Genomic DNA, 7,238 nt, shown 5'->3' on the forward strand with positions numbered 1-7,238 from the left:
GCTGAAGACTATGTTAAAGATTTTTTTAAACAAGGTATTTCTGATGCTATTGGTGGGATAAAAAATGGAAAAGTTTTACAAAAAGCTACGGCACAAGCTATTAAATATTTTTTAGATTTGATACAGCAAGAGTTAGAAAATGCGGAATTGAATGAAGGTCAGTTAAAGCAATACGACCGACCTTTAAAACAATTTATTAAAAATCAGTCGATTTTAGAAGTTTTGGTTAGGTTTGATCATGATCTAAAAATTTTAGATACTAATAAACTAGCTATTACCTGGAACGAAATTAATCCACCTTTACCAGATGATTTTGACTGGGAATTAATTGCCAAGCAATATCAGAGAAGGGTGAAAAAAATTATTCGCGAGTCTGATGAATTACGGAAAATCTTAAATTCAGAAAATCTGGATAAATTGGCAAATAAAAACACGGAAATTAAACCAGAATTTGACCTCGAAAAATATCAGGAGGGAATCCGAGAACAATATGGAAATCTGAAATTAGAAAGTTTAGATACCAGTGGTTATGCCTATAATCAATTGAAATTATGGCGAATGTTTATTCCTCAAAATGTCCGGGAATCTCAGGAATTTCTGCCTCAAGTACATGAAATTCCTCAAGAATATCGGCAGCGATTAAGGGAGACTGGGCAGTTTGAGGAAGAACTTTCTCAAGAAAGATTAGAAAGTCTTAGACGCAGATATTTTGAACAGCAGACTCGCTCGGTTTTAGAGTTAGTTGAAAATAGCAATTATCAATATTTAGTTATTCTGGGGAACCCTGGTTCTGGCAAGTCTACTTTATTACAATATATGGCTCTTCAATGGGCAGAATTATCTCGGAAAGATTTACCTTTACAGCCAATTCCTCTATTAATTGAACTACGGACTTATGTGAAGAATCATGATGCTAATAAATGCCAAAATTTTCTGGATTTTCTAGAAAAAGGTAGCGGAATAATTTGTCAACTACCTCAACAGGAACTCCATGCCAAATTACAAAATGGCGATGCTATTGTGATGTTTGATGGATTGGATGAAGTTTTCGATCCAGCAAAGCGAGAGGAAATAATTACTGAGATTCATCGGTTTACAAATGTCTATAAAAATGTGCGGGTTATTGTTACTTCGCGGGTAATTGGTTATCAGCCACAAAAACTCCGAGATGCTGAATTTAATCATTTTATGTTGCAGGATTTGCAAGAGGAACAAATAGAGGATTTTATGCAACGTTGGCATAATTTGACTTATCAGGATGAGGCGGAAAGGGAGAGAAAAAGGGAAAGGTTAAAACGGGCAATTAAGGATTCTTCAGCTATTAAAGAATTGGCAGGAAATCCACTGTTATTAACTATGATGGCTATTCTAAATCGTCATCAAGAATTGCCGAGAGATAGAGCAGAACTTTATAATCAAGCTTCGCGGGTTTTATTACATCAATGGGATATGGAAAGGGCATTAGTTGATGCGAAAATTGATCCGATTACTATTGACTATAAAGATAAACAGGCAATTTTGCGTCAGGTTGCTTTTTTTATGCAGGGAAATATTGCTGGTTTGGCTGGTAATTTGATTTTGGGAGATGATTTAGAAAAGATTATTTGGGAGTATCTAAAAAGTGTAGATATTAATGATGCCAGAACTGTGGCTAGAGCTTTGATGGAACAGTTACGGAGTCGGAATTTTATTTTGTGTTTTGTTGGAGCTGAATATTATGCTTTTGTGCATCGAACTTTTTTGGAATATTTTTGTGCTAGGGAGTTTGTTTGGCAGTTTGAAAAAGAACAGAAAATTGATAAAGATGAATTGATTGAGGATGTTTTTGGTAAGCATTGGCGGGATGAAACATGGCATGAGGTTTTGCGGTTAATTGCAGGGATGATAGATGCTAAGTTTGTGGGGGAAGTTATTAGTTATTTGATGGAGCAAGAGGGGGAAGAGGAAAAGTTTCTGAATTTATTTTTGGCTGGTAAGTGTTTGTTTGAAGTTAGGAGTCGTCATGGTATTGGTGATGTGGGGTTTCGGTTATTAAATAGGTTAAAAGATTTGACTGGGTATGACCTTGGTTATTATTATGGATCTTATAGCGATGAAGCAAAGCTAGTTCGTGAAATTCGTACTCAAGCGGTGGAAGTGGTGGCTACAACTTGGAGGGATGAGCAAAAAACTTATACTTGGCTCAAACAAAGGGTAAACTCTGATAGTGACTCGTATGTAAGAGGTGAAGCGGTGCGACAAATAGCTACTGGTTGGAAACATGAGGAGGGAATTTTAGAATTACTCAAACAATGGGTAGTATCTGATGAACATCCGGATGTACGACGTGAAGCGGTGCAACAAATAGCGACTGGTTGGAAAGATGAGGAGGGAATATTAGAATTACTCAAACAATGGGTAGTATCTGATGAACATCCGGATGTACGACGTGAAGCGGTGCAACAAATAGCGACTGGTTGGAAAGATGAGGAGGGAATATTAGAATTACTCAAACAATGGGTAGTATCTGATGAACATCCGGATGTACGACGTGAAGCGGTGCAACAAATAGCTACTGGTTGGAAACATGAGGAGGGAATTTTAGAATTACTCAAACAATGGGTAAACTCTGATGAGAATTGGCAAGTACGACGGGAAGCAGTGCGACAAATAGCGACTGGTTGGAAACATGAGGAGGGAATATTAGAATTACTCAAACAATGGGTAAACTCTGATGAGAATGAGTTTGTGCGACTGGAAGCGCTACAACAAATAGCGACTGGTTGGAAAGGTAAACCCGGAATTTTAGAATTACTCAAACAATGGGTAGAGTATGATGAAAATTGGCAAGTACGAGGTGAAGCGGTGAAACAAATAGCGACTGGTTGGAAAGGTAAACCCGGAATTTTAGAATTACTCAAACAATGGGTAGAGTCTGATGATAATGAATTTGTGCGACGTGAAGTGGTGACACAAATAGCGACTGGTTGGAAACATGAGGAGGGAATATTAGAATTACTCAAACAAAGGGTAAACTCTGATGAACATCCGGATGTACGACGTCAAGCGGTGCGACAAATTGCTACTGGTTGGAAAGGTAAACCGGGAATATTAGAATTACTCAAACAATGGGTAGTATCTGATGAGAATGAGTTTGTGCGACTGGAAGCGCTACAACAAATAGCTACTGGTTGGAAAGATGAGGAGGGAATTTTAGAATTACTCAAACAAAGGGTAAACTCTGATGAAGATTCGGATGTACGACTGGAAGCGGTGAAGCAAATAGCGACTGGTTGGAAAAATCAACCCGGAATTTTAGAATTACTCAAACAAAGGGTAAACTCTGATGAAGATTCGGATGTGCGACGTGAAGCGGTGAAACAAATTGCTACTGGTTGGAAAGGTAAACCGGGAATTTTAGAATTACTCAAACAATGGGTAGAGTATGATGAGAATTGGGATGTGCGAGGTGAAGCGGTGAAACAAATTGCTACTGTTTGGAAGCATGAGGAGGGAATTTTAGAATTACTCAAACAATGGGTAAACTCTGATGAAGATTCGGATGTGCGACGTGAAGCGGTGGAACAAATAGCTACTGGTTGGAAACATGAGGAGGGAATTTTAGAATTACTCAAACAATGGGTAAACTCTGATGAGAATTGGCAAGTACGACGGGAAGCAGTGCGACAAATAGCTACTGGTTGGAAACATGAGGAGGGAATTTTAGAATTACTCAAACAAAGGGTAAACTCTGATGAAGATTCGGATGTGCGACTTGAAGCGGTGAAACAAATAGCTACTGGTTGGAAAAATCAACCCGGAATTTTAGAATTACTCAAACAAAGGGTAAAGTCTGATGAGAATTGGCAAGTACGACGGGAAGCAGTGCGACAAATAGCGACTGGTTGGAAAAATCAACCCGGAATTTTAGAATTACTCAAACAAAGGGTAAACTCTGATGAAGATTCGGATGTACGACTTGAAGCGGTGAAACAAATAGCTACTGGTTGGAAAAATCAACCCGGAATTTTAGAATTACTCAAACAAAGGGTAAAGTCTGATGAGAATTGGCAAGTACGACGGGAAGCAGTGCGACAAATAGCGACTGGTTGGAAACACGAACCCGGAATTTTAGAATTACTCAAACAAAGGGTAGAGTCTGATGAAGATTCCGATGTGCGATGTGAAGCAGTGAAACAAATAGCGACTGGTTGGAAAAATCAACCCGGAATTTTAGAATTACTCAAACAAAGGGTAAACTCTGATGAAGATTCGGATGTACGACTTGAAGCGCTACAACAAATAGCTACTGGTTGGAAAAATCAACCCGGAATTTTAGAATTACTCAAACAAAGGGTAAAGTCTGATGAGAATTGGCAAGTACGAGGTGAAGCAGTGAAACAAATAGCGACTGGTTGGAAAAATCAACCCGGAATTGTAGAATTGTTTGATCACACAGTCCTCAATGACCCCTTTCAACGCGAACATGAATTTCAAACCAACCCTCGACAAATAGCGCTAGAAGCAATAGTCAAACAATATCCGGACCATCCGCAAACCCTCCCACTATTACAAGACAGAGCAGAAAATGACCCAGACGAAAAACTGCGGAAGTGGGCAAAAGAGAAATTGCGACAATTAGAGAATTAGTCCACGTCAGATTTTTCACTTTTGTTGGGTTGCGCTGTCGCTTAACCCAAGCTACTTCCTTCTTCGGGGTTGCTGATGCGTGGGTATGATTTGTATTTTTTGGTAGTTGCTAAACTATTGAATAACAAATATTTGAGATTGTTCAATTTTTATTTTCATACCTTGATTCAGCAACGCCCCTTCTTCATTACCTTGCCCCTGCTTCAATGGCAGAGTTAGCCATTTTTTTCAAAGTCTCCCCCTCAATTTCTGGACTTTGACCAACGCCTTTTAAGGAAATACGATAGAATACTCCTTGATATTCCCACCCAATAATTGGAGGCGCACAAGATGCTCCACAAGTTAAAGGTCTAAAATATCCTTTAATGTCTTGTACTAAACTCAATTCTCGACTAAATTCATCATCTAAAGGTTTGCCTCCTTTTTCTCCACTGATATAACCAATGGAGCAAGCATTAGCAGTACAATCTTTTTCAAAAGCTAAAGTTATTTCATAACTATTATTTGTACCTTTCCCATCAACATAAATTTGATTATCTGTGCCTGTAATTAATAATTGACTCGGAAGTAAAATTGGCACTTTAGTTTGTTGTTTGATTTTCGGTAAAATCTCTGTTAATTCTGCCGCGACTGGTTGAGAATTTTGTGTCAATAACTGACTTGTTACTGGATTAATTTGATAATTTGATGGTCTCACAATAGGTTGTTTCCAACCCATAGATATTGTGAGGTAGGTCAACAAAATTATATTTTCAAAGTGAATAAGAATAGACATAATTAGGGTTTGCGCTTATAAAGTCTTTTTGCTGGGGTAGGAGACAGGAGACAGGAGACAGGAGACAGGAGAAATGGGAATGAGCGAGGAGGTAGGAGTAAGAATTGTCCCAAGATTGTTCTGCCCAACTCTTGCCTAAAATACGCTCCTTCTTTGAGTATGAAGAGCTGAAAAATTTGCACTTTGTATATGAGGTACAGAAATTAACAATTAGATGTTTGTAGTGTGGGCATCTTGCCCGCTTTGACGCATACCTTATTAATGTGGAATTTGCTGTATATTCCTTTACAGAAGAAGCAAGAAGTAATATCAAGGGTGAAATCTGTAGGGCCGTTCGCCCCTACTCCCCTACATCTCCCCTTATTTACGTTTAGCCGCAGCTTTCTCTTTATCCTTCTGTTTCTTCTTAGCAGCTTTCTCAGCTTTCTTAGCAGCTTTTTCAGCCATAATCTTTGCCACCCTTTCTGCCTCTTTTTCCTCCTCAATCTTATCTAGATAATAATGATAATCTCCTAAATAAACATGAAAATCACCATCACGAATTTCCACAATTTTATTTGCCACTTGAGAAATAAAATAACGGTCGTGAGAAACAATAACCACAGTTCCGTCATAATTTTTCAAAGCCTCCTCCAACATTTCCTTTGCTGGAATATCCAAATGATTTGTTGGCTCATCAAGTAACATAAAATTACCTGGTTTAAGTAACATTTTTGCTAAAGCTAAACGTGCCTTTTCTCCCCCACTCAAAGCAGCTACTTTTTTAAATACGGTCTCACCACTAAATAAGAAATTACCAAGTAAAGTTCTTACCTCTTCATTTTTCCACTCCGGCACCTCATCATGAATAGTTTCCATCACATTTTTTGTCAGGTCTAAAGCTTCCGCTTGATTTTGCTCAAAATAACTAGGAATAACATTATGATTACCTAATTTAACAGTACCTTCTGTAGGTTCTTCCATTCCCATAATCATCCGCAAAATAGTAGATTTCCCACAACCATTCGGCCCCAAAAAAGCAATCCGGTCGCCTCTTTCTATCTCTAAATTTGCTCCTAAAAATAAAATTTTCTCCCCATAAGTATGAACTAAATCTTTAATTGTTACTACCTCTCTACCACTACGTGGTGCTGGAGGAAAACGGAAACTTAAACTTCTTAATCCTGCTACGGGTGCCTCTACAAGTTCTACTTTTTCTAATTGTTTTTCTCTACTTTTTGCCTGGGTACTCCGAGTAGCACTAGCGCGAAAACGTTCCACAAAAGCTTGTTGTTTTTCTATTTCTTTTTGTTGTCGTTCATAAGTGCTCAGTTGTGCCGCTTGATTTTCTAACTTTTGTTGTAAATAAGCCGAATAATTACCCAAATAAGTATTAGAAACTCCTCGTTCTGTTTCCACAATTTGAGTCGAAAGACGGTCAAGAAATTCCCGGTCATGGGAAACTATAACCATAGGAGTAGTTAATTTTTTCAAATAATCCTCTAACCATTCAATTGTTTCTAAATCTAAGTGGTTCGTAGGTTCGTCCAATAATAATATATCTGGATTTTGTAGGAGAATTTTACCCAAACTCATACGCATTTGCCAACCACCACTAAAAGCACTAACCAAGCGATCGCCATCTTCCGGTTCAAATCCCATTTCGGGCAATATTTTCTCAATTTCTGCATCTAGTCCATAACCATTTAAACCTTCAAATTGTCGTTGTAAACGGTCTAATTTATGTATCAATTCATCCAACTCTTCTGGACTAGAAGTTTCCATTTCTCGCTGTACTTTTTCTAGAGATTCATGGATTTCATTTGCCTCCTTAAATACCCTCCAAAATTCTTCA

Annotated in this window: 3 protein-coding genes; 1 reads left to right on the forward strand and 2 read right to left on the reverse strand. The window is 38.2% G+C overall.

Annotated features, from left to right (window positions below; translation table 11 throughout):
* Nucleotides 1-4,629: HEAT repeat domain-containing protein (locus F6K13_RS11130; protein ID WP_287287395.1), on the forward strand; the 4,629-nt coding region annotated here is incomplete at its 5' end.
* A 187-nt stretch (nt 4,630-4,816) separates the two neighbouring features.
* On the opposite strand, the gene F6K13_RS11135 is transcribed toward F6K13_RS11130, so the two are convergent.
* Nucleotides 4,817-5,404 carry a hypothetical protein gene (locus tag F6K13_RS11135; RefSeq protein ID WP_124146610.1) on the reverse strand — a complete coding sequence of 196 codons (588 nt, stop codon included), beginning with the start codon at nt 5,402-5,404 and terminating at the stop codon, nt 4,817-4,819.
* A gap of 360 nt (nt 5,405-5,764) precedes the next feature.
* On the reverse strand, nt 5,765-7,238 hold a 1,474-nt coding region (locus F6K13_RS11140), incomplete at its 5' end, for an ABC-F family ATP-binding cassette domain-containing protein (protein WP_287287397.1).

Origin of the sequence: Okeania sp. SIO2B9, from assembly GCF_010672505.1 — a bacterium.
Taxonomy (GTDB): Bacteria; Cyanobacteriota; Cyanobacteriia; order Cyanobacteriales; family Microcoleaceae; genus Okeania; species Okeania hirsuta.

Coding starts and splice junctions, on each gene's coding strand:
- F6K13_RS11135 (WP_124146610.1), bottom strand. CDS start 5,404: ATGTCTATTCTTATTCACTTTGAAAATATAATTTTGTTGACCTACCTC.